The organism is Microbacterium sp. BF1, assembly GCF_019279095.1.
GTDB lineage: Bacteria > Actinomycetota > Actinomycetes > Actinomycetales > Microbacteriaceae > Microbacterium > Microbacterium maritypicum.
Window position 1 is genome coordinate 1 of the sequence record NZ_JAGYWT010000696.1, and the last position, 980, is coordinate 980.

At 65.4% G+C, this 980-nt stretch carries 2 protein-coding genes; one reads left to right on the top strand and one right to left on the bottom strand.

The window, feature by feature from the left end:
- On the bottom strand, positions 1-545 hold a 545-nt coding region (locus KZA10_RS18640), incomplete at its 3' end, for an alpha/beta hydrolase (RefSeq protein ID WP_308289698.1).
- On the opposite strand from KZA10_RS18640, the gene KZA10_RS16120 reads away from it, so the two are divergent.
- On the top strand, positions 539-980 hold a 442-nt coding region (locus KZA10_RS16120; RefSeq protein WP_218683392.1), incomplete at its 3' end, for a recombinase family protein. The two genes, KZA10_RS18640 and KZA10_RS16120, sit on opposite strands and share 7 nt — an antisense overlap.

A 980-nucleotide genomic window follows, 5' to 3' on the forward strand; every position in this document is an offset into this window, starting at 1 on the left:
GTCAGCCAGGTTGCCGGGGGCGTTATGAGTGCCATGGAGCGTACCCGATCTGGAAACTGCGTTGCCGTGGCGAGTGCGAGCCGAGTTCCCGCCGAGTGGGCAACGAGGTCTATCGATTCGAGACCGAGCGCGTCGGCGAGCGTTATAACGTCCGCCGCGTCAGCCCACCACCCGCGGGAGAGCCCTCCGCTGCGTGGTGTGCCCCGTGGGTGCAGCACAACAAGGGAGCGATCGTTCCCGAGGCCGGCGAAGTCGCCTAGGTACTCAGGGCCGCGGCAGGGTCCGCCCGGCAGAACGATCGCCGGTTCGCCGGTTGCGTTGCCGATCGTCGAAGCGAAAAAGGGCAGTCTTAGATCGGCAACTCGCACAACATGAGTTTCCCACTCGTCTTGTAGGTTCCCGCAAACGCTCGAAACTGATCGTTTACGGCGCGGTCGCCGACGTCGACGACCAGGTGCGCGACACGCCGAGAATCGATCCGCCGAAACCCCCTGCCGAAACCTAAACGCGCCGAAACATCGGCAGTACCGTTTTCGACATGGCACACGAAGTCGGATACGCCCGCGTCTCGAAGCGAGAGCAGAACCCCGAGGCGCAGAAGGCGGAGCTGCTCGCCGCCGGCTGCGAACGCGTGTTCGTCGACCACGGCGAATCCAGCCGTGTCACCGACCGTCCGCAGTGGCTCGCATGCCTCGACTACCTCCGACCGGGGGACACCCTCAAGGTCCGCCGCCTCGACCGGCTAACCGGCAGTGAGCGCATGCTGATCGAAACGCTGCAGGACCTCGAATCACGCCAGGTCAATATCGTCAGCCTCACCGAACCCATGATTGACACGACAACCCCGATGGGCCGAGCGCTCTACGGCATCGTCGCCGTGTTCGCGCAGCTCCGCGTCGACACCATCCGGGACAACACGCAGCGCGGCCTCGACTACGCACGCAGCCAGGGCCGCGTCGGCGGCCGCCCGAGCGTGATGA